Here is a 22,112-nt window from a genome sequence, read left to right on the forward strand (position 1 = left end):
AATGAAGAGAGCATTGATAACTGGGGTAACAGGTCAAGATGGATCTTATTTAGCAGAGTTTCTATTAGAAAAAGGATATAAAGTTTATGCATTGCGCAGAAGAACAAGTACGCCGAATTATGAAAATGCCGAACATGTTAAGGATCAATTAGAATGGATGGATGGAGATTTAAATGACATCGTTTCGTTAATAGAAGCTGTTCGCATAGCGCAGCCGGATGAAGTGTATAATTTAGCTGCACAATCTTTTGTCGCAACATCCTGGTCACAGCCAGTTGCAACAGGAAATATGACTGCAATTGGTGTAACTAATATGCTGGAAGCTGTTCGCATTGCCAAACCAGATGCCCGTTTTTATCAAGCGTCCAGCTCTGAAATGTTTGGAAAAGTACAAGAAACTCCGCAAAAAGAAACAACTCCATTTTATCCAAGAAGTCCATATGGAGTTGCAAAGGTATATGGACATTGGATTACAGTCAATTACCGTGAAAGCTTTAATATGTTTGCATGCTCGGGAATTTTATTTAATCATGAATCTCCGCGTCGCGGCATTGAGTTTGTGACACGCAAAGTGACAGATGCAGTTGCCAGAATCAAGTTGGGCTTGGCAACAGAATTGCGTATGGGAAATCTAGATGCTAAACGAGACTGGGGATTTGCAGGAGATTATGTAAAAGCAATGTGGCTAATGCTGCAGCAGGATCAACCAGATGACTTCGTTATTTCAACAGGGGAAATGCATACGGTTGAAGAGCTAGTAGAAACAGCATTTTCTTATGTGGGACTAGATTGGAGAGATTATGTAGTCATTGATGAAAAATTTGTCCGTCCAGCAGAAGTAGATTTGTTATTGGGCGATTGCTCCAAAGCAAAGAAAAAGTTAGGCTGGGAATTAGATGTAAGCTTTACCGAACTTGTTCATATGATGGTAGATTCAGACATAGAGAAATACTCTAGAAATAAATTAGTGGAAATATAAAAAACAGAAGCTTGGCATAAAGCAACGCCAAGCTTCTTTATTATTTCCTAATTCACCTTAAAAAGATACTACTAATCAAATGATTGAAGGGGAAATAATATAAAAATATGAAAAAAATATTAGTAAATGCGACAGCAAATGATGCTAGAGGTCCATTATCCCTTACAAAAAGCTTTCTGAAAGACTTAGTTGAACATGAAAAGCAACTAGAATCAGAAAATATTTTTATAACTACATTAGTATCTAATAAGGAATTATTAAAATATAATTCGAAACACATTGAAGTGATTTATGATGTGAAACCAAAGGTCAGTTTTTTAGCTAAATTATCATATGAATATCGCTTTCTCCCAGCATTAATGAAAGAGAAGAATTACCGAGCGTATTTATCATTGCAAAATACCGCCATTAAGAAGGGGCCTTGGAAGCAATTTGTCCTTATTCATACCCCGCTGCCGTTTGTAAAGATTAGCTTGGCAGATTTGGAGAAAAAGAATTTTATAAAATATAAAATTTTACTGAGAAATGTCATCGCTAGACAAATTGAACATACAAATGAAATTATTGTCCAAACAAAGTGGATGAAAGATTCGATTAGAAAATTGGGATTTAAAAATCATATTACCATCCATAGACCATCTAGTGGAAATTTTCGAGAATATTGTAATCCACTAACCCCATCCATAGAAGCGAAAATAACAAACGTCGCTAATAAGAATAAAATAAAACTACTCTATCCTACTAACTTGGAAAAATATAAAAATAATAACCGTCTTATTTCCGCAGTGAAAAGATACAATGAAAAGAATGAACACAATCAAGTTGTTCTCTATTTAACACTCGATGGCCAAGATGATACGGATATAAATTATTTAGGAAAAATACCATTTGAATCCATGTATACCCTATATAAAAAAATGGATGCTCTTATTTTCCCGTCCATCGTAGAAACGTTGGGACTGCCATTATTAGAAGCAGAAGAAAGTGGTTTAAATCGTATAGTAGCAGATAGAGAGTATGCCAGAGAAATATGTAAGAACAATGCTTATTACTTTGATCCTTATAGTATAGGGTCCATTATGCAAACAATCGAACAATTTGTTTTCGAATACGATGCCAAAAAAGAAAATAGAGAAGATACAACATTCCCCATCCATATAAATGATTCTGCAAGCTACTATGACTATATAAAAATAATTCAAAATACATGGTGATAAGATGAAAAAAATAACATTTGTCATAAACTATTTTTACCCAGATTTCGATTCAACTGCGCAATTAATGACAGAACTTTGTAAAGAGCTGCAACAAGATTTTCAAATATCGGTAATAGCAGCCCAACCGAAAAATGCAGGTGAAATTGGGAAAAAGAAAAGATTGGAAAAAGGTTATTTAGAAAATATAGAAATTAATTGGATTCGTTTGCCAAAAGTAAATAAGATGTCAAAAATCAGTAGGATAAAATACATTTTTACCTACTTTTTTTATGCAAATTTAGCTCTAATTAGAGAAAAAAATGTGGATATTATTTATACGATTTCCACACCGCCAGTGTTAGGAGGATTAATTGGAACGATTGGAAAATTTATTAAAAGAACGAAGCATGTGTATAATATTCAAGATTTTAACCCAGAACAAGCTGCAGCGGTAAGTTTTACGAAAAATGAGCTAATTTTTAAGGCCGCTAAAACAATCGATAAGCTAAATTGTAAGTTTTCCGATCACATTGTCGTCGTCGGAAATGATATGAGTGAAACATTAAAAAATAGATTCTCTAATAAATCTATTCCAGAACATACGATTATTAATAATTGGACGGATGAAAAGGAAATTATCCCGTTAGAAAAATCCAATGATCAGGTAAAGAATTTTCTCCAGCAATATAATCTCGAGAATAAATTTATCGTGATGTATTCAGGTAACATTGGTCTTTATTATGATTTAGAAAACATCATAAAAATAACCAAGGAGTTTAAGGAATACAAGGATCTTGTCTTTGTTTTTATTGGAGAAGGTGCAGTGAAAAAACAGATGCAGCAATTTATTAAAGAAAATAGGTTGGAAAATACAGCATTTATCCCTTTTCAGCCCAAAGAGTTTATAAAGTACTCGCTAAATGCTGCTGATGTTCATTTTGTCGTAAATCAAAAAGGAATAAAAGGTGTGTCTGTTCCAAGTAAGATTTATGGTGTTTTAGCTGCTGGAAAACCGATAATAGGTGTACTAGAACAAGGTAGTGAAGCACAAAGAATAATTGATGAAAGCAACTCCGGGATAGTGGTAGAGCCGCAAGATTATCAAGGGATAACAGAGGCTATAAAGAAAATGTATGAATTAGATTCAGCTGAAAGAAAAAACCTAGGCATAAATGGAAGGGTTTATTTGGAGCAGCATTTAAAAAGAGAACTTTCTATTGAGAAATATAGAAATCTACTAAAACAAGTATCTGATGAAACGACTATCAGTGTAGAAAATTTTCACTCAAATGCAAAATTATAAGCTTATAAATAGGATAAAACAGACCTCATTAGATATTCATCAGGTCTGTTTTTTTTAGGAGGAAAGCAAATGAAGCTGGTTTTATTATCAGGAGGATCTGGAAAAAGACTTTGGCCTTTATCTAATGACACTCGCTCAAAGCAATTTCTGAAAGTATTGGAAAGTGAAGAGGGAGAAAAGCAATCGATGGTACAGCGCGTATGGGGGCAGTTAGAAGCTACTGGCTTAGCAGAGTCTTCCGTAATAGCGACTTCTAAATTACAGCGGGACATGATTTATAGTCAGGTAGGTCAAGAAGTTCCAGTAATAATAGAACCGGAGCGAAGAGACACTTTCCCTGCGATAGTACTTGCAGCTGCGTATTTATTATCGGAAGCAAATGTGTCGGAAGAGGAAGTAATGGTTGTTTTGCCAGTTGATCCTTATGTTGATGATATGTTTTTTCATAAGGTGAAGCAATTAGAAGAAGTGTTGCATGAATCGGAAGCGGAGTTAGCATTAATAGGTGTTCAACCGACCTATCCATCCTCTAAATATGGCTATATCGTACCTCATGAATTAGAGGAGAAACAGGGGTATTATACAGTTAATCATTTTACAGAAAAGCCAAGCGAAGAAAAAGCGCAAACTTTAATAGATAATCATGCACTTTGGAACTGTGGCGTGTTTGCTTTTAAACTAAAATTTTTAATAGATATCATGGTTTCAAAAGGGCTGCCATTACAGTATGAAAAGCTTCTCCAGCAATATGCGCTGCTGCCCAAAATTAGCTTTGATTATGAAGTGGTTGAAAAAGCAGCAAATATTGTCGCTCTTCCTTATGATGGATATTGGAAAGATCTGGGTACATGGAATACTTTAACAGAAGAAATGACAACTGCGCATATAGGAAAGGGAATATTAACGAAAGATTCGATTAACACGCATCTTGTGAACGAATTAGATATTCCAGTAACGGTAATAGGAGTGAAGGATATTGTCGTTGCTGCAAGTCCAGACGGTATTTTAGTTGCTGATAAAGAGGCTAGTCCAAAAATAAAGGAATTAATAAGTGACTTTGCTGGTCCGCCAATGTATGAAGAACGATTATGGGGATGGTCAAGAGTGCTTGATTATGCGAAATATGAAGGCGGCCAAGAAATGGTTACGAAACGCATCTGTATACATGCTGGCAAAAATTCTACCTATCACTATCATCAATTGCGAGATGAAGTATGGACAATTGTTCGTGGGGAAGGAGAATTGGCACTTGATGATCATATTACGAGAGTAAAAACAGGGGATATCATTCATTTGCCTAAAGAGAAGAAACATGGGATAAAAGCAATATCAGAGCTGGAGTTTGTTGAAGTGCAAACAGGGGTTGGGATAAGCGATTCAGACTTTAAGCGAATTTATTACGAGTGGGAAGATGTAATCAATCACTTCCATAAATCCAAAGCGAAAGTTATTATCTGATAGTAGCAAGGGAGGAAGTTCCCTTGCTACTATCAGAAACAAAAAATGATAAAAAGGACATTAATGATGATGAAACCTAATTATTTAATATATTTAGCCTTCTTTTTTATATCACTAGATAATTTCCCATTAATGTTTGGAACGGCATATAAACCAGTCAGTCTACTGTTTTTAGTTTTGTATTTTGGTATAAAATTACCTGAAATGATCCGCTTAAATTGGAAAAGAATCGAATTGTTTATTTTCTTTCTTATTATGCTAAGCTTTGTTATTAGCGCCACAATAATTAAATTTAATGGTTACAGTTCGGTCGGTTTAATTGACGCTGTATCTTCTTTTCTAGCTGGAATCATTATTTACTTAGCAATTAAACATTTTATGATGAAAAATGATTTGGAAGTGCGTATAAAGGCTCTTGAAATGTTGTTATACGGTTATACCATTCCTGTTTTCATCGGTTTGTTGCAAGTTGTATATATTTATATAGCTCCTTTAGGCTTTATAGAAAACATCACTTCTATATTTGTACAAAGAACGGATTATATTAATACTGGAAGAGTGCACTTTACATTTTCTGAACCTTCCTTTACGTCCATTCATACCAATTTGATTATGATTCCTGCCCTGTTTATACTGAAAAAGTTTAGATCTGTAAATAGATATATAAAAATTGTCGTAATGCTCTTTTTTATTCTTTCCATTTTAACATTATCCGTTCGATATTATATGGATTTAACTTTTGCTTTACTCGTTTATTTCATTATTTTTCTTCAAGTAAAAAATATTTTTAAAATATTTTTCATTGCTCCTGCCTTAATAGGGATCTTATTCTTAGTACTAAATTTTACTGGGAGCTCAAAAGACAGCTACCATGTTCAGAGGTTTATGAAAGTAATGGAGAACCCAGAACAAATAGCTTCTGATCCATCCTTCCAAATCAGAAATACATATTCTGACATTGGATATAACGCATTTCTTGATCATCAATTAATTGGTGTTGGGATTGGAAATTATGTACAGTACTATAAAGGAAATCTGGCTAATGTTAATCCTAACTATAAAAAATATCCAGAACTGGTTGATGCACTTAATCATAGCGAAGTAATTGCACAATACAATATGTATACAAGATTGCTGTCAGAAATGGGAATGATGGGAATGTTAGTTATCCTGATAATGATGATTATATTGATTTCAATGAGGAATAATCGTTATAAACTATTTATTTCCATCTTGTTAATATGGACCTTAATCCAATTTGATTCCTTTGCATTTATCCCAATGTATTTAATTCTATGTCTTAATAGCAGGAACTGGATGAGAAAGAAGCAAACTTTGAGTTCAAAAGGAATATTGCTCCATTATGGAGATAAAGAACAGATATCCTTAGATAGGGACTAAAAGTATAACGATTCATTGAAACTGCAGGAAAAAAATAAATGTTTGGGTAGGGTTAATGATGAAAAAACATCTATTTGGTGTCTTAGAACAAGGGATGGTATCCCTTTTGAATTTTTTAATTATCGTATTATATAGCAGGCAAATGAACAGCAGTGATTTTGCCTTATTTGTCATTATTCTTTCAACCGTTACATTAGCATTCTTGATAGCTACTAATTTTTGTGCAATGCCTATCCAAATATACTTAGAAAACAAATATAAAAAACAAGCAAGAAAATATATTCAATTGCTAATAAAAAATTATCTAATGATAGCTTTCATTACTAACAGTGTTTTCTTATTGCTGTTTGATCTTTTAGTAAGAAATATTAATTGGGAAACTTATTTTTTTAGCATGCTATTCTCTACTGTTTGGGGATTGTATGAAATCATAAGAAAAATATGCTATACACAACAAAAAACAAAAAATATATTTATCGGAAGTATTATTTTGGTTATAGGCTTTTGTTTTAATAGTTACTTTTTGTTTAATAAAGTATCTCTTATTAATAGTTTTATCATTCTTTGTATCTGTTATTCTCTTGCTTGCATCTCAAGTATTTTATTAAATGGAAAGAAAAAAAATAAAAATAATAAATCTCAAGATATATTAAGCCGACAATCGTTTCAAAGAAATGTGTTAAGTACTCATTGGAAAATATCGAAGTGGCCCATCATTGGTACGGTATTTTATTGGATCTCTACCCAGGGATATATGATTTTTCTATCTTATTTTATTTCCGACTTACAATTGGGGGCATTTCGTACAGCGATGAACCTGCTTGGTTTAATAACAATCCTTCTAGTATTCTTTGAAAATATGTATACACCGATTGCTTCAAAAGAATACTTTAATAAAGGCGTAAAAGGAATAGATTCCCTTGTGAAGAGCATCTATATAAAAGCAAGTTTACCCTTAATAGGGATTACTTTTATAGCAACAATTACTAGTTACTTCCTATATGGCATTATCTTTGGTGAAAAGTATGCCAGCTTTTCGTACTTAACAATATTTTTTGGATTTTATCAATTGCTGCAAGGAATAAATAAACCAGCATTAGTAGGACTTGTAGCAATGGAGAATACAAAGCCAGTTTTTATTGGGAATTTGGTGAATGCTGCGATTACGGTTTGTTTTGGATTGCTAATGTCAAAATACTTTCATGTAATTGGATCAGTCATGGGTGTTGTCTTAGCAACATTTATATTATCAATCTATTTGATATCTTGTTATTGGCGAACGAAGAGAAGTATGGAATTGTCAGGAGTTGCCTCTTTGTAGAAGAAGGGAAGAGGATGGTGCATATAAAAGGAAAGGAGAAAAGAATGAAGATTAGTGTGATTATTCCAATATATAATAGCCAAGAAACAATCATTGCTGCAATAGAAAGTGTGGTACAACAAAAAAGGGACCTATTTGAAATAGAAATCATTCTTATAGATGATGGGTCTTATGATAATTCATGCAAAATCATTTCACAGTTTATAGAGAATAATCCGAACAATAAAGTTCAAATCGTATATCAATATCAAGAAAACGAAGGGGTATCGGCTGCTCGAAATGCCGGCTTACGTTTAGCAACTGGTGATTTTATTGCCTTTTTGGATTCAGACGATATATGGCTAGAAGGAAAATTGGAGAAACAAGTAAAAATGTTTATGGAAGATTCATCTTTAGGGATGGTTTATGGCCAGTATATTAATCGTGTAGTGTATACGAATAAAAAGGTAGAGCGATTTGTATTAAAACATTTTTATGAAGGGGATGTTTATATACCTTTATTAAAAGGGAATTTTATTGCAACATCATCCGTTCTAATGACGAGGGAAGTCTTTCATTCTGTCGGTTATTTTGATGAAGAGTTAACTTTAGCCGAAGATTATGATTATTGGCTAAAGATTGCAAAAAAATTCAAATGTTCATATAGTAAAGATCCTTTATTAATAAAGCAATTTACCGGCATAAATAATTTAAGTGGCGGAAGAAGTCTAAAGATGCACCACTTTGCAAGCAAAGTGGTGAATAAAAATCTAGAAGAATCGAATATCTCAGGAAAAAAGAGAAAGGAAATTATCGATTTATTAGATACTAGCTTAGTGTACGACTACATATATGAAGGACAAAGGAAAAATGCATGGCGTTTAATAGGAAGAAAATTACTAATAGATAAAATGATAAATAAGCAGCTGGTTATCTTTTTTCTTCTGACTTTTTTACCTAGAAATACAATGGATCATTTACAAGTTCTCAATTCTAAACTTAAAATATTTTAAACATTTTCTTTGTTTAGAGTACTAGTGGCGAATAGGGTTAATCAGATTCTATTTAAGATGAAAGAGAATGATAAAAATTTTAAAAGGGGTATCTTAATGAAAAAGATTGCAGTAATTGGCCCACTTCCACCCCCTATACACGGGGAAAGCTTAGCTATTCAGTCAATTATAGAATCGGAGAAATTAAATCAGGAATTCATCATTAAACCGATAAATACTAATAGGAAGATGATAAAAAATCCAGGTGGATTTGCCATAGGAAAAGTGATGCAAGACATAGCTATAATACTAAGAATACTATTTATTAATACGGATATTGGATACATTTCTATTTCTCAAACAAAATTAGGCCTATTAAGGGATTTAGTCATTATATATTTGTTGAATATAAAAAAAGTCAAAATTATTACCCATTTGCATGGGAACAGCTTAGGAATAACGATTGAGAATCTGTCGAAATTTTGGAAGAGAATTGTGAAATATGTATTTAAGAGAATTAATATTGGGATTGTGCTTGGGCAAAGTCTATCACATAATTATCAAGGTCTTGTACAGGATTTAAGAGTTGTACAAAATGGAGTTTCGGAAGAATTTTTGTTAAATGAACAAATTGAAAAGGCAATAGAATTAAAGAGTAAAAAGGACTTTGTACAAATTGTATATTTAAGTAATTTAATCGAAAGTAAAGGATTTCTTTTATTGGCCAAATCTTGTGTAGAATTAATTAAAGAAGGTCTTCCCATTCGATTAGTTTTAGCTGGAGCCATTCATAATAAGGATAGTTATGATGAATTAATCGAATTAATAAATAAACAGAACTGTAAGGAGGAAATTACTTATTTAGGTACAGTTTTTGGGAAAGAAAAGCAGCAATTATTATTAGATTCAGATTTGATGGTGCTTCCAACAAAATATAAGACAGAAGGACAACCTCTATCCATTATTGAAGGAATGGCTGCGGCATTGCCGATTATATCCACAAAAGTCGGGTGTATTGAGGATATGATTAACGAAAATGGTATCCTCCTTGAAGATCCAACAGTAGATTCACTGAAAAAAGCGATAAGAAGTTTAGTAAAAGACCCTGAGATTCGGAAAGATTATTCTATAGAAAGCAGAAGGCTTTATAAAAAGGAATATACATTAAAAAAACATATTAATAAGATGGAATCTATTTTTAATGAGATGTAAGGATAGCAACATAAGGAAATAAGTGAAAGGAGAAAGATCATTTTGAAGATTTTAATAGATGCCTATGTAGAAAAAAATTTAGGGGATGATTTGTTTCTGAAAATATTATTTGATCGCTATCCTTCATCTATAGAATGGTTTATCATTTGTAGTTCAGAAGATAAATTAAAAGCATTTGAAAATTATAATATCAAAAAATTCAATAAAAAGATCCATAAATATAAAGATTTTGACGCTGTTATTAATATAGGTGGCTCCATCTTTATGCAAAACGGAAAATGGTGGATGAAACAGCTGCTTATCCGATTGGCGTATGCATTGCCTATGAAGCTTAGAAAAAAGCCATTATTTATAATTGGCTGTAATTATGGACCATCGAATAGTAAATTAATGTATTTCTTTAATCATCTTTTTATTAAGTATTTCGTAACAGATATCTGCTTTAGGGATAAAGAAAGCTTTCATTTATTTAAAAAAATAAAGCAGGCAAGATATGGTGCAGATATTGTTTATGGTTTAGATACAAGCAGCATGGAGGTTGTAAAACGAGGCAATAAAATAGGTATATGCATCATGAGCTTTTCTGATAAGGAAACCAATGAGCAATTCATTAGAAAAACAGTTGAACTAACGAAAGAGTTAATAGCCAAAAGATATGAAGTAGAATATTTATCTTTTTGTGAAGAACAAAATGACAAAGATACATTTAATAAAATTAAAAAATTATTAGATGAATCTTATCAAAACAAAATAACGCATGGTATCTATGATGGAGATATTAACACATATTTGGAGAATTTAAATAAATTAAATTTTATCATAACTCTACGTTTTCACTCCCTTATATTAGCCCAAATATTAGGAATAAACTATTATCCTATAGTTTACAGTAATAAAACTTCCAATATATTGAAGGATCAAAACTTTGGAGGGGAGTATACATTTATTCATGAAATAGGTCAGCTTCAGATTGAAAATGTCATAAAGCAAATAAAAGGGACAAACAATTCAATGAATCTGAAACTTAAAGAAGAGGCAGTCAATCACTTTGTTGAAATAGACCACTATTTGAAGAAAACCAATGTTAATCTGAGAAGTGAATACGAAGAATTAAGGTTATAGAATTATAGAGATGCTTCTCTATTATTAGATAAAACATAGTGAAGAAGGAGATAGTATGAGCCGAGAAGCAACTCTTTTAAAAAATACCATCATATTTGCTATTGGAAATTTTTCTTCCAAATTTTTGGGATTTCTTATCCTTCCATTATATACTGCATATCTTAATTCTTCTGAATATGGATATTATGACCTGATTGTCAGTACAGCAAGTTTATTGTTGCCAATCATAAGTTTTCAAATATATGATGGATTATACAGGAATTTGTTAGAGGTAGAGGAATTAGAAGAAAAAAAGAAAAATATTAGCGCCACTATTTATATTATTGTAAGAAACTTAGTAATATTTAATGTCCTTTATTTATTGGTGGATATTCTCCTTCCATTTAAAAATAGTAGCTTAATATTGCTATTTATAAACGTATTTATTATTTATACTGCTTATTTACAAATTGCAAGAGGATTTAAGCAGAATGCTGTTTTTTCGATAGCTGGAATTATTAATACAGTATTGGTTGTATTGTTTTCTCTCTATTTTATTATTTTATTAAATCTAAAGGTCTCCGGGTTGCTGCTTTCGATGATTCTTTCTTATTTCATATGTATCGTATATCTTGAAGTGAAGTTGAAGGTTATTAGATATATCCGTTTTTCTAAGGGAGATAAGAAAGTAGGGAGTCTTCTAATCGCTTATTCACTACCACTAATACCTAACACTATTAGCTGGTGGATCATGAATGTATCAGATCGGTATTTATTAACACACTTTGCAGGGGTTGAGGCGAATGGTTTATATGCGATTGCAAATAAATTTCCAGCTATACTTTTAGCGATTAATAGTGTGTTTTATCTATCCTGGCAGGAGAGTTCCATTACTGAATATGAGGCAAAAGATCGAAATGAATTCTATACGAAAATGTTTAATAATCTAGTAGTGTTTCAGTTTTCTTTTGTACTCGTTCTAATTGCTTTTACAAAGCCAATGATGCAGCTGCTTGTGAATGCAGAATTCTATGCTGCATGGAAATATGTCCCTGCATTATATATCGGTGCAGTTTTTTTTGCATTCTCTTCTTTTTACGGCACTGGCTTTTTAAGTACAAAGAAAACAAAGGGTGCATTTTATAGTTCTGTTTTTGGCTCCATCGCGAATATTCTCTTAAATATCATATTAATCCCTTTTATTGGTATTCAAGGTGCAGCAATTTCAACTATGTTAGCATTTATTATAATGTGGATTATAAGAATGAAGCAAACGAAAACATTCTTTCAAATAACTATTAAGAAAATTCCATTTCTTATATTAGTGAGTCTTATATTATTGGAAATAATCGGTTATTATCTAGACTATTTAGTACTGGATTATATTTTAATGATCGCATCACTGATTTCCTTTTTACTATTGAATAAAAATTTGATTGTTGGAGTGTTGGGAAAAACTTCGAGAAAATGGATAAAAAGACAAAGAGTATCATAGTGGCATAAATAGACATATTATTTTTCTTTAAGTGGAAGCTAAGGAAAGATATCATAAAAAAGCCTCTTGTAATGTTTGTTCCAACAAACTTACAAGAGGCTTTTTTAATATGCCATTAAATTTGGTAACGAGCCATTGCAATGGTCCCCTTTTTTACAGCAGCGATTACTAATCGATCATTGATAATGCAGCTTCCTTCTCTTCTACAGTATCCCCCTGTTTAAAATATAAATCTTTATAAACTCCACCTTGTTTTATTAATTCCTCATGTTTTCCGGACTGGACAATTTTCCCGTTATTCATCACAATAATTTTGTCTGCTTGTTTAATAGTAGATAAGCGATGAGCGATAATAATGGTAGTTCTATTGCCTTTTAACTTTTCTAGTGCATGTTTTATTTTGTATTCTGTTTCACTGTCGAGCGAAGCGGTGGACTCATCCATTAAGATAATAGGAGCCTCTTTTAGTATTCCTCGAGCTATAGCCAACCGTTGTTTTTGCCCTCCAGACAATTTTGCTCCTCTTTCACCAATTTCTGTATCATATCCATGCGGCAAAGATTCTATAAAGTCGTGAATTTCTGCTAATTTGGCAGCTTTGACTATTTTATTTTCTGTAGTGTTAGGGTTAGAGTACATTAGATTTTCTTTTATCGTTCCATTAAAAAGATAGGTTTCCTGTGGTACGTAGGCGATATAACTTCTTAAATCAGAAGGAGATAAGTCTTTAATTGAAACGCCATCTAGAAAAATGTTTCCATTATTCACTTTATAAAATCCTAGCAGCAATTGAAATAATGTAGTTTTTCCTGTACCGCTCACCCCTACAATACCTATCGTTTTCCCAGCTGGGATTTCTAGGTTAAAGTCTTTTAAAATAACATGATTCGGATCATAGCCAAAAGTAATATTTTGAAAGACAATTTCCCTTTTTAATGGTTTCTTTGGAGTAAATATTGGGAAGTTATTTGTTTCTGTTGCATGTTTAAACACAACAGAAAGTCTTTCAACTGCTGCGGCAGATCGTTGGAAAGCGGCCCATTGGCCAGCAAGGCCATTTAAAGGGTACACAAGATGATTGATAAGATTAACAAAAGTCAATAAAGCTCCGACAGTAAGTGTTCCTTTAGAAATAAAAACAGCGCCAAAGCTAAGGCTGATTAAATAAGCTATTAATCCAATTCCGTTTCCTCCAGCATTATACAAACCGCGCATTTTTCCATTGGAAAGTTCCAGAGAATATAGTTTTTTATTTTGGCTAGTATATTTCTTAGATAAAATCTTTTCTAATAGAAAAGATCGTACAACATTAGTTCCTTGGAAAATATCACTCAGTTGATTATTCATTTTTCCAATTATTTGATGAATTTTTCGGCTGTTCTTACGTAATATCATACCAAATAATACCCCGCTAACTAGAGCAATAGGGGCTATACAAATACTGATGATAGAAAGCTGCCAGCTAAGATGAAATAAGTAAATAAAAACCGTAATAGACATTAAAGGCAATTTGACGAAATTAAATAGATTCTTGCCAATCATAGCATCAATGCTATTAATATCATTCGTAAAATGAGCTAATAATTCACCAGTTTGAAAGCCAGCTGTTTTATTTACTGGCAGACGTAATAGATGGCTTAATAAATCCTCTCTAAGATCATTTTTTATAGCATTTGTTGCCTTTGAATCTAGATACGTATTAAAAAAAGTATTTGACAGATTAACGAAAACAATGACAGCTCCTAATGGAATTAATTGCTTAATTTTCTGTAATTCACTGTTGATAGCTGCATTCGTAATTTCACCTAAAAACCAAGCGAAGATAATGGTAATAAATATATCAAGAATAATAGAGAACATTAAAGAAAGATATATTTTCCAATGTTTTAAAATATAGGGTTTAAGTAATGAGGAAGTTTTCCTCTTAGGAAGTAGTTTAGTTTTAAGTTTTAATAAATGTGGAACCTGAGTATAATTATCCATTACATCACTCCAGAAAATAAAATAGTAAAATTTTCTCTATTGGTTCATTATAAAGAACGTTAAGGGAAAAGTAAACCTAAGTAATAAATCATGATAAATAAATTTAACGAAATAAAAAATAAGTATATTTTTGCTTATTTAATAGCTTTTTTTATATTGAAAGCAAAAGTAATTGGAATATTATAGTTGACATCAAAGAACGCTGCTTGTAATATTATTCTTAATAAAGAACGATTTTGAAGCGGACAATCATGAGGAGAAAGGTGGATGCAATGAGCGCAATTATAGGTATTCTTCACCAAAATCAGGAACCTATATCCATCGAACAGGGATTTACTATGATGAAATCATTACAAAAATATCCTGCTGATGACATGCACACTTGGAATGATGATCGCATTTTTCTAGGTTGTCATTCCCAGTGGATCACACCTGAATCTATTGGTGAACAAATCCCCTGTTATGATTCTGCATCTGAAATAGTCATAAACGCCGATGCAATTATTGATAATCGTGCAGAACTATTTGACATGCTGCAAGTGTGCAATACAGAGAAAAAAACGATGAAAGATAGTGAATTAATAATATTAGCATACAAAAAATGGGGAAAAGAGGCGCCTAAGTATTTAATCGGAGATTTTGCTTTTATCATATGGGATAAGAGAGAGCAGCTTCTATTTGGAGCAAGAGACTTTTCTGGAAACCGAACACTCTATTATTATCGCAATAATCAGAGATTTGCTTTCAGCACGATCATGGAGCCATTATTTTCTTTGCCTTATATTGAGAAAGAACTGAATGAACAATGGCTTGCTGAATTTTTAGTTATACCAGATAGAGTGGAAACAACAGACCCTTTTTCAACAGTATATAAACATATTGAACAGATTCCACCAGCTCACACTATTTCAGTAAAAGAAGGCAAAATAACCTTTTCACAATATTGTACATTACCGGAAGGAGAAGTATTAAAACTAAAGTCTAATAAAGAATATGAAGAAGCATTTCGAGACGTTTATGACAAAGCAGTGACATCCAGACTAAGAACTCAATACGAAGTAGGAGCTCATTTAAGCGGAGGATTAGATTCTGGTTCCGTTGTTAGTTTTGCTGCTAACGCCTTAAAAAAGGATAATAAATGGTTGCATACGTTTAGCTATATTCCTGAAGATGGTTTTACAGATTGGACACCGCGGAATCGAATGGCGGATGAACGCCCATACATCGAATCAACGGTAAAGTATGTAGGCAATATTAATGATACTTACTTGGATTTTAAAGGGAAAAGTCCTTTATCTGAAGTGGATGATTGGTTGGAAATAATGGAGATGCCATATAAATTTTTTGAGAATTCTTTTTGGATGAATGGAATATATGAACAGGCTAAGCAAAAAGGAATACGTGTGTTATTAAATGGAGCGAGAGGCAATTGGACAGTATCTTGGGGACCAGTATTAGACTATCAAGCCTTGCTAATAAAAAAGCTGAAATGGCTGCAGCTCTATCAGGAATTGCTTTTATACAGTCGAAGCATCGGCGTAAAAAGATCGAAAATATTATCTATAGCAGGGAGAAAAGCATACCCATTTTTAAGCAGGTTACATCCATCTAATATAGATAGAAACTCAGCTTTGTTAATAAATTCTGAGTTTGCAAATAGGACAAGAATCCTTAATAGATTAGAGGAACAAGGAATCCACAGGAATCATGCAGCTATCCGAAATGCATATGAAGAAAGAAAAAATCACTTTCAACAATCCTATTCTTGGAACATTAATGGTGTAGTTGGAACAAAAATGTCACTTCGACATTCTATCTGGGAACGTGATCCAACCAATGATTTGCGAGTTGTTCGTTTTTGTTTATCTATTCCAGAAGAGCAATGCGTACAAAATGGGTTAGGTAGATCTCTTATTCGAAGATCAACAAAAGGGCTGCTGCCAGATAAAGTGCGGTTAAATCAACAAGTACGTGGAATACAAGGAGCCGATGGAATCCATCGAATGCGTCCTCATTGGAGATCGTTTATAGAAGAGCTGCATTATCTATGTGAAGATCAAAAAATGGCTGAATACTTTAATATATCCTTAATAAAAGAAGCGATTTCAAGAATTGAGGCAGATCCCCAGGAAGAGATGATATATGGGGATGAGTTAAAGACTGTAATGAGAAGTTTTATTGTCTATCGATTCTTAAAAAATATTGAAAGGGGGTGAAACAGAATGAAACATGTGAAACAAGAATGGGAAACACCAGTATTGGAAGTATTAAATATCAATATGACTATGGCAGGTCCTGGATTAACTATTCCAGATTTAATCCAAGGAGATCCAGATGAAATGGTTCACCATAGCTGATTTTTTAGCGGATTGAAATAGTACTTGCCACATATTTTTGATGATGCGAACAGAATAACATTCTTATTATGTTCATACATCAACAAAAATAATAGACTTCTGGAGTACTTAAGCAAGTATCTCCAGAAGATTTATAGGATGCATTTTACTTTGCCATTTGGGGTGAAAAAAGATGATAGGAACTGCAAGAAAAGGTTTTTATAAAGCATTCGGATTAGTTATGGTGAGTGATATAATCCTGCCAGAACTGCCATTATGTAATGAAAATGAGCATCAATTCGATTTAATTATTTCAATAAAAGATTTATCTGACTTATGGGCAAGTGTATCAAGTGATACATCAAGTCATGTAATAGCGAAAGAAAACTTCGTCATTTTTGAAGTTCCAGATACTGCGATTTTTTGCATTCGGGATGGAAAAGAAATCATCGTTTCCCCAATCAAGGAATCAGCAGAAGATAAAATCCGGCTCTATATACTTGGTACTTGTATGGGGGCTGTATTGCTGCAAAGAAAAATTATTACCTTGCATGGAAGTTGCATTGCGATAAATGGTAAAGCATATGCTTTTATTGGCGAATCGGGCGCTGGGAAATCAACATTGGCTTCTGCTTTTTTAAAAGAGAATTATGCGCTTCTTAGTGATGATGTGATCGCCGTTTCCTTTTCGGAAAATCAAATACCGCTTGCATTTCCTTCTTACCCACAACAAAAGCTATGGGAAGAAAGCTTAAATCAATTTGGGATGGAAAGCAATCATTATCAGCCTTTATTTGAAAGAGAAACAAAATTTGCTGTTCCTGTTCCATCTCGATTTGGCGTAAATCCATTGCCCCTTGCTGGTATATTTGAAATTGCGAAAACGGAGAACGAAGATATTAAGGTTAAACAGATAAAAAATTTGGAAAGATTTCCTATTCTATATCGCCATACATATAGAAGCTTTTTGATTCAAAGATTAAATTTAATCGATTGGCATTTTATGAGCACGGCAAAAATGTTAAGTCATATAAACTTATATAAAATAGAACGTCCAGTTTCCAGATTTACGGCAAATGAGTTAGTTCCCCTCATATTAAAAATCATAAACAAGGAGTTGTAAAAAATGTTAAAAAAGCTTGCCATTTCATTAGAAAGTTGTGTCTCGCAAAGTCAAGGGAATATTGTCAGCGACATGGATGGAGAAACAGTGATGATGAGCATAAGCAATGGAAAATACTATAACCTAGGAAAAATAGGCGGGAAAGTATGGGGCTTAATGAGCCAAGAAACGACTGTCTCACAAATAGTGCTTACATTGCAAGCGCAATTTAATATTGAGCAGAAGGAATGTGAAGAACAAGTTATTTCCTTTTTAAATCAAATGTTGAAGGAAAATTTAGTTCAAGTGAAAAGCAATTAGCAGACTTTCATTCTACTAAGAGAAAGGAATATGAAAATGGGTAGAAAGATAAGAAGGTATCTGATGTTAAATAATAAAGTGAAGCTGTTGTATATAGAAGCTCTTCTATATTTAGGGTATGCTCGTATTCTTGTTTTTCTACCATTTTCAAAAGTGGCGCCTTTTTTAGGTAGACAAATGACAGAAACTCCCTATATTCAGTCCAATATAGATCTACTTCAAGTAAAAAGAATTTCTAATGCAGTAAATAGTGTCAGTCGCCACACCTTCTGGGAAAGCAAGTGTCTCGTAAGAGCTATTGCTGGAATGAAAATGCTAGAAAGAAGAAAGATAGACTCTACTTTATATTTAGGCACAGGTAAAGATAGCAACGGAAAAATGATCGCTCATGCCTGGCTGCGTACAGGTGATATATATATAACTGGTGCAGATGTAATGAATCAGTTCACTGTAGTAGGTAAATTTGCAAAGATTAATGAAACATAAATACAAAGGAGCTGCTTTATGGGAGTGGAAGTGGAACGTCGTATTTCTGAATTTACACTAGAATTACAGCTATTAGTAAGTCTATTAAAATTAGTAGATTCACAAGAAGATATACCACGTATAAAGGAACAATATTCAGCAGTTGATTGGGATAAATTTTTACAATTAGCTATCCACCACCGTGTCTATCCTTCCATCTATAAGAAATTAAGTAATATGGATAACGATTGGATTCCTTCCCATGTTTTGCAGACATTGCGTAATAAATACCAATTTAATACGTTTCAAATGCTGCAATTAAGTGCAGAAATGGGACATGTCATCAAACAATTGTCAGCAAGGAATATTCCATCACTTGTATTAAAAGGACCTATTCTAGCCGCGGATTTATATGGAGATATTTCTTTAAGAACTTCAAAGGATCTGGATATTCTTATACCTTTTGAGCATTTAGAGAGTGCGCATGAGATTCTCCGCATGGAAGGTTATATTAGTGACGAATACCCAATTATATTAAAAGAGTGGAAATGGAAAACCCACCATTTTTCCTATACCCATTCACAAAAAAAAATAAATATTGAACTGCACTGGAGGCTGCATAATCCACCTGATAAGGAACCAAGTTTTCATTCTTTATGGGAGCGGAAAAGAGTAAGCAGACTTACTGATTTTCCTATCTATTATTTAGGGAATGAGGATATGTACTTATACCTTATCACTCATGGAGCAAGACATGGGTGGTTTCGTCTGCGGTGGCTGCAGGATATAGACCGAATTTCTAGACAAGAATTCGATTGGAAGCTGCTAAACCAGTTAATTAAAATAAATAAATATCAATTATTGGTTGGACAAGCAGTGATGCTAGCTTCTCTACTATTTAATACACCAAAACAACAAGACCTTCGATTCGTTTCGTATAACAAGAGTGTAAGTTCAATAACTAAACATGCGTTATCTTTTATTACTAATAGTGGGAAGTATCACCTTGCTCCAGAAGCTATAGAGGATGATTTGAAAATTTATGCGTTTTCACTTCAACCTGGATTTATGCAAAAAATGAAGTATATACTCGTTCGGTTATATCCTACCCATATAGATGCCGAAACGCTGCCGCTTCCTAAGGGGCTGCATTTTCTATACTTTCCACTTCGGCCGGTATTATGGATTTTGCGAAAAAAAACTAGCATTTAATCAAAAAATGTATGGTAGCCATTCGCACTAATTTAGGTACTTGCTAGTTTCATTTACATTCACCACTGCATATATTGATAATAGAAATATATCTGTATAAATTAAGGTGGTGGCTTTATTTTGGCCGATTCATTAATCAATGTAAAAGATTATGGGGCGGTTGGAGATGGAATAAATAACGATAAGCCAGCAATTACACAAGCTATTACAACGTCCAACACGCTTAAAGTAAGAAAAATTGTCTTTCCACAAGGCTCGTATTATTATAACGGTACTTTGACAATTTCTAATTCTGTAAAATTAAAAGGGGAAGGAGACGCCGCTCTTCTTTTCAAAAATGCTGCTAGTTCGCAAGATATACCGATTACAAGTGATAATGTTTCGCTAGAAGGCATAAATATATCATCAGCATCAAATGTACAAGCAGTAGCTACTGCTGCAGCTGGTGTAAATAATTTATCCATTGTAGATGCAAAGATAGACAGCGTTGGACATGGAATCCTTTTGAATCATGCTCAGACTACAGATGTGCATCTTATCAACAGCGACGTACATGCCCAAAATGGATACGGATACCTATTAAATCTTAATGCCACGCAAGGGAGAAACTTCTCTCTCGTTAACAATAAAATTATTTCAGATAAAGCAGATGCAATTGAAATTAACACACCTAATAATAGTGATATTGCAGCAAGCGGCATACGCATTATTGGCAATGAAATTATAGCCGGGAATGGTATAACCAACACTACTGCTGGGTTTGCTGTCGGAATAGCTCAAGGCAAAGACATTACGGTAATTGGGAATACGATAAAGGAAAGTAGAAGAGATGCACTGCATATCGAGGATGCCAGTGAAAATGTTACAGTTGTAGGAAATGTCTTTGCTGGATGTCGAGGAGATGGCTGTGTCGTAATAAATAGAAGCAAGTCCGCTACTCTTTATGCAAAATCCCCTATTATAACAGGAAATCATTTTAAAAAGCTGGATAATGTAAAAACGGGAAATGGAATGTGGCGTGTATATGATGGGAATGGGACGTTAGATTTTAATTTTGCCAATAATCGAATTGAAGGCTTCGATAAAGCTATGTTTATAGACGGAAGAGGATATATCCATGCGGATGGAACATTTATTGAAAACTGCAACATTGGCATAATGGCATCTGCCTCCAGTATTTTTGGTACCGTTTATTTGAAAGATACGCCAACGCTAGTACATTTTAAAAAAGATACTTTTATTGACAGAATAGTCAGTTATACGAAATTAGATCCTGCCAGCATGTTTACTCATAGTTTAGTGAAAAACCAAGTAGCTACATTAAAGTCTGCCTATTATAAACTAAACGATTATAAGACTTTCGTTGGATTGAATAAAATACCGATCATAAAAGCACCTGTATATGGAGAAGGATCGATAAAAATATCTATGTTAAAATATGGCCGTTCGGATAAGGTGGATCTATATTTCCATTTTGAAGTATCCTCTGGGAATATAACTGCAAGCTTAAAATTGGTAAACCAAGCGAGCATTGTCTTCTCTAATTATTCTCTTATCTTAGAGGATGGATTTATTAAACTATCATTCAATGCAAGTTCGATTGAAACCTTCACCCCTTTTACTATTGATTTAGATGGAACCTATATTTTAAATGAATCCGTTTTAAAATAAGCTGATAGGTTGGTAATAGCCCTTATTTTTTATTTGTTATAAGGGCTATTTTATTAAAAGATAGAATTGTTTAAATAACAATGATATACACCATACATACCGAACTATATTTTTTCAAAAATCAATAGTGGGGAGAGAATCTATATAAAGAGGAGGACTAAAATGATCGGAGAACGTATTCGCTATTTAAGACAAAAAAAAGGATACTCCATTTCAAGACTAGCAAGAGAAGCAGGAGTATCCAAAACGTATTTAAGCAATTTAGACCGTGGTCTCCAAAACAACCCATCTATACACTTTCTTGAAAAAGTAGTGAAGGTATTAGGGATAAGCGTTGACTATCTGATTAGTGAAGAATTTCAGAAAGAACAGGACGTACAAGATGAAGAGAAAAAACATTAGGCAGTCATTCAAACCATTTTATTATAGTAATATTTATTATCGCCATTTAAGGTAAATGGTTCAAAAATCACCATATCCTTTGTTTTTTCTATTCAGTCAGTTTCATTAATTAATAAATTTACTCTTCTTCACTTGTACTTGTTTTGCTACTTTTTTATGATGAAATTTAGATTTTTTAATAAT

19 protein-coding genes are annotated in these 22,112 nt (G+C 33.0%); 18 read left to right on the forward strand and 1 reads right to left on the reverse strand.

The window, feature by feature from the left end; genetic code table 11:
- Nucleotide 1: 1 nt before the first annotated feature.
- The 10 genes from gmd to ACTYA4_RS01875 all read left to right on the forward strand — a co-directional run bounded on the left by gmd (nt 2) and on the right by ACTYA4_RS01875 (nt 12,437).
- Nucleotides 2-979 carry a GDP-mannose 4,6-dehydratase gene (gmd, locus tag ACTYA4_RS01830; RefSeq protein ID WP_443482593.1) on the forward strand — a complete coding sequence of 326 codons (978 nt, stop codon included), beginning with the start codon at nt 2-4 and terminating at the stop codon, nt 977-979.
- Between the two features lie 107 nt (nt 980-1,086).
- Nucleotides 1,087-2,193: a glycosyltransferase gene (locus ACTYA4_RS01835; RefSeq protein WP_443482594.1), complete on the forward strand. Its 1,107-nt coding sequence runs from the start codon at nt 1,087-1,089 to the stop codon at nt 2,191-2,193.
- A gap of 4 nt (nt 2,194-2,197) precedes the next feature.
- Nucleotides 2,198-3,478 (forward strand): glycosyltransferase family 4 protein, encoded by a 1,281-nt coding sequence (locus ACTYA4_RS01840; RefSeq protein ID WP_443482595.1) that lies wholly within the window; start codon nt 2,198-2,200, stop codon nt 3,476-3,478.
- 69 nt (nt 3,479-3,547) lie between these two features.
- The gene (locus tag ACTYA4_RS01845; RefSeq protein WP_443482596.1) at nt 3,548-4,936 is read left to right on the forward strand and encodes a sugar phosphate nucleotidyltransferase; all 1,389 of its coding nucleotides are present in this window, start codon (nt 3,548-3,550) and stop codon (nt 4,934-4,936) included.
- 66 nt (nt 4,937-5,002) lie between these two features.
- A complete protein-coding gene (locus ACTYA4_RS01850) occupies nt 5,003-6,337 on the forward strand; it encodes an O-antigen ligase family protein (protein ID WP_445505418.1) in 1,335 nt (444 codons plus the stop codon).
- A 55-nt stretch (nt 6,338-6,392) separates the two neighbouring features.
- Entirely contained in the window at nt 6,393-7,658 is a 1,266-nt protein-coding gene (locus ACTYA4_RS01855; protein WP_443482598.1) for a lipopolysaccharide biosynthesis protein, read from the forward strand.
- A 44-nt stretch (nt 7,659-7,702) separates the two neighbouring features.
- Nucleotides 7,703-8,650 (forward strand): glycosyltransferase family 2 protein, encoded by a 948-nt coding sequence (locus ACTYA4_RS01860; RefSeq protein WP_445505419.1) that lies wholly within the window; start codon nt 7,703-7,705, stop codon nt 8,648-8,650.
- A 96-nt stretch (nt 8,651-8,746) separates the two neighbouring features.
- A complete protein-coding gene (locus ACTYA4_RS01865) occupies nt 8,747-9,841 on the forward strand; it encodes a glycosyltransferase family 4 protein (protein WP_443482600.1) in 1,095 nt (364 codons plus the stop codon).
- A 42-nt stretch (nt 9,842-9,883) separates the two neighbouring features.
- On the forward strand, nt 9,884-10,963 hold the full coding sequence (locus ACTYA4_RS01870; RefSeq protein ID WP_443482601.1) for a polysaccharide pyruvyl transferase family protein: 1,080 nt from the start codon (nt 9,884-9,886) through the stop codon (nt 10,961-10,963).
- A 55-nt stretch (nt 10,964-11,018) separates the two neighbouring features.
- Nucleotides 11,019-12,437 carry an oligosaccharide flippase family protein gene (locus ACTYA4_RS01875; RefSeq protein ID WP_443482602.1) on the forward strand — a complete coding sequence of 473 codons (1,419 nt, stop codon included), beginning with the start codon at nt 11,019-11,021 and terminating at the stop codon, nt 12,435-12,437.
- Between the two features lie 168 nt (nt 12,438-12,605).
- Here ACTYA4_RS01875 and ACTYA4_RS01880 read toward each other — a convergent pair whose 3' ends face one another.
- Nucleotides 12,606-14,420, reverse strand: coding sequence for an ABC transporter ATP-binding protein (locus tag ACTYA4_RS01880; protein WP_445505420.1), 1,815 nt, complete (start codon nt 14,418-14,420; stop codon nt 12,606-12,608).
- Nucleotides 14,421-14,692: 272 nt separating this feature from the next.
- On the opposite strand from ACTYA4_RS01880, the gene ACTYA4_RS01885 reads away from it, so the two are divergent.
- The 8 genes from ACTYA4_RS01885 to ACTYA4_RS01920 all read left to right on the forward strand — a co-directional run bounded on the left by ACTYA4_RS01885 (nt 14,693) and on the right by ACTYA4_RS01920 (nt 21,929).
- Entirely contained in the window at nt 14,693-16,636 is a 1,944-nt protein-coding gene (locus ACTYA4_RS01885) for an asparagine synthase-related protein (RefSeq protein ID WP_443482604.1), read from the forward strand.
- Between the two features lie 15 nt (nt 16,637-16,651).
- The gene (locus ACTYA4_RS01890; RefSeq protein ID WP_443482664.1) at nt 16,652-16,777 is read left to right on the forward strand and encodes a paeninodin family lasso peptide; all 126 of its coding nucleotides are present in this window, start codon (nt 16,652-16,654) and stop codon (nt 16,775-16,777) included.
- Between the two features lie 172 nt (nt 16,778-16,949).
- Nucleotides 16,950-17,879, forward strand: a complete 930-nt coding sequence (locus ACTYA4_RS01895) for an aldolase (protein ID WP_445505421.1) — start codon at nt 16,950-16,952, stop codon at nt 17,877-17,879.
- A 3-nt stretch (nt 17,880-17,882) separates the two neighbouring features.
- Complete coding sequence (locus tag ACTYA4_RS01900; RefSeq protein WP_443482606.1) at nt 17,883-18,179, forward strand: lasso peptide biosynthesis PqqD family chaperone; 297 nt, start codon at nt 17,883-17,885, stop codon at nt 18,177-18,179.
- Between the two features lie 30 nt (nt 18,180-18,209).
- Nucleotides 18,210-18,665 carry a lasso peptide biosynthesis B2 protein gene (locus ACTYA4_RS01905; protein WP_443482607.1) on the forward strand — a complete coding sequence of 152 codons (456 nt, stop codon included), beginning with the start codon at nt 18,210-18,212 and terminating at the stop codon, nt 18,663-18,665.
- Nucleotides 18,666-18,683: 18 nt separating this feature from the next.
- Nucleotides 18,684-19,856 (forward strand): nucleotidyltransferase domain-containing protein, encoded by a 1,173-nt coding sequence (locus tag ACTYA4_RS01910; RefSeq protein ID WP_443482608.1) that lies wholly within the window; start codon nt 18,684-18,686, stop codon nt 19,854-19,856.
- 120 nt (nt 19,857-19,976) lie between these two features.
- Nucleotides 19,977-21,527, forward strand: coding sequence for a glycosyl hydrolase family 28-related protein (locus ACTYA4_RS01915; RefSeq protein ID WP_443482609.1), 1,551 nt, complete (start codon nt 19,977-19,979; stop codon nt 21,525-21,527).
- A 162-nt stretch (nt 21,528-21,689) separates the two neighbouring features.
- Nucleotides 21,690-21,929, forward strand: coding sequence for a helix-turn-helix domain-containing protein (locus ACTYA4_RS01920; RefSeq protein WP_443482610.1), 240 nt, complete (start codon nt 21,690-21,692; stop codon nt 21,927-21,929).
- Nucleotides 21,930-22,112 lie beyond the last annotated feature (183 nt).

The organism is Niallia yueguangensis (assembly GCF_052663115.1).